Here is a 1,681-nt window from a genome sequence, read left to right on the forward strand (position 1 = left end):
TTAGGTAAGGAGGTGATCCAACCGCAGGTTCCCCTACGGTTACCTTGTTACGACTTCACCCCAGTCATGAATCACAAAGTGGTAAGCGCCCTCCCGAAGGTTAAGCTACCTACTTCTTTTGCAACCCACTCCCATGGTGTGACGGGCGGTGTGTACAAGGCCCGGGAACGTATTCACCGTAGCATTCTGATCTACGATTACTAGCGATTCCGACTTCACGGAGTCGAGTTGCAGACTCCGATCCGGACTACGACGCACTTTATGAGGTCCGCTTGCTCTCGCGAGGTCGCTTCTCTTTGTATGCGCCATTGTAGCACGTGTGTAGCCCTACTCGTAAGGGCCATGATGACTTGACGTCATCCCCACCTTCCTCCAGTTTATCACTGGCAGTCTCCTTTGAGTTCCCGGCCGAACCGCTGGCAACAAAGGATAAGGGTTGCGCTCGTTGCGGGACTTAACCCAACATTTCACAACACGAGCTGACGACAGCCATGCAGCACCTGTCTCAGAGTTCCCGAAGGCACTAAGCTATCTCTAGCAAATTCTCTGGATGTCAAGAGTAGGTAAGGTTCTTCGCGTTGCATCGAATTAAACCACATGCTCCACCGCTTGTGCGGGCCCCCGTCAATTCATTTGAGTTTTAACCTTGCGGCCGTACTCCCCAGGCGGTCGACTTAACGCGTTAGCTCCGGAAGCCACTCCTCAAGGGAACAACCTCCAAGTCGACATCGTTTACGGCGTGGACTACCAGGGTATCTAATCCTGTTTGCTCCCCACGCTTTCGCACCTGAGCGTCAGTCTTTGTCCAGGGGGCCGCCTTCGCCACCGGTATTCCTCCAGATCTCTACGCATTTCACCGCTACACCTGGAATTCTACCCCCCTCTACAAGACTCTAGCCTGCCAGTTTCGAATGCAGTTCCCAGGTTGAGCCCGGGGATTTCACATCCGACTTGACAGACCGCCTGCGTGCGCTTTACGCCCAGTAATTCCGATTAACGCTTGCACCCTCCGTATTACCGCGGCTGCTGGCACGGAGTTAGCCGGTGCTTCTTCTGCGAGTAACGTCAATCACTGCGGTTATTAACCACAATGCCTTCCTCCTCGCTGAAAGTACTTTACAACCCGAAGGCCTTCTTCATACACGCGGCATGGCTGCATCAGGCTTGCGCCCATTGTGCAATATTCCCCACTGCTGCCTCCCGTAGGAGTCTGGACCGTGTCTCAGTTCCAGTGTGGCTGGTCATCCTCTCAGACCAGCTAGGGATCGTCGCCTAGGTGAGCCATTACCTCACCTACTAGCTAATCCCATCTGGGCACATCTGATGGCAAGAGGCCCGAAGGTCCCCCTCTTTGGTCCGAAGACGTTATGCGGTATTAGCTACCGTTTCCAGTAGTTATCCCCCTCCATCAGGCAGTTTCCCAGACATTACTCACCCGTCCGCCGCTCGTCACCCAGGAGCAAGCTCCCTGTGCTACCGCTCGACTTGCATGTGTTAGGCCTGCCGCCAGCGTTCAATCTGAGCCATGATCAAACTCTTCAATTAAAAGCTTGATTTGCTTCAACTCGTGAAGCGGTGCTCAAAAATTAACTTTCGTAATAATTCAACTAAATGAATTACTGCTTGGTCACTCTTCAAGACTTGATATTTTTTTGATACCCGAAGGTATCTGAGATATCAA

1 rRNA gene is annotated in these 1,681 nt (G+C 52.6%); it reads right to left on the minus strand.

The annotated features are described in order from the left end of the window. Positions 1-5: 5 nt before the first annotated feature. Positions 6-1,545 (minus strand): 16S ribosomal RNA (locus LVQ79_RS22455). Positions 1,546-1,681: the final 136 nt, after the last annotated feature.

The organism is Buttiauxella cochleicola, from assembly GCF_021282405.1.
GTDB lineage: Bacteria > Pseudomonadota > Gammaproteobacteria > Enterobacterales > Enterobacteriaceae > Buttiauxella > Buttiauxella massiliensis.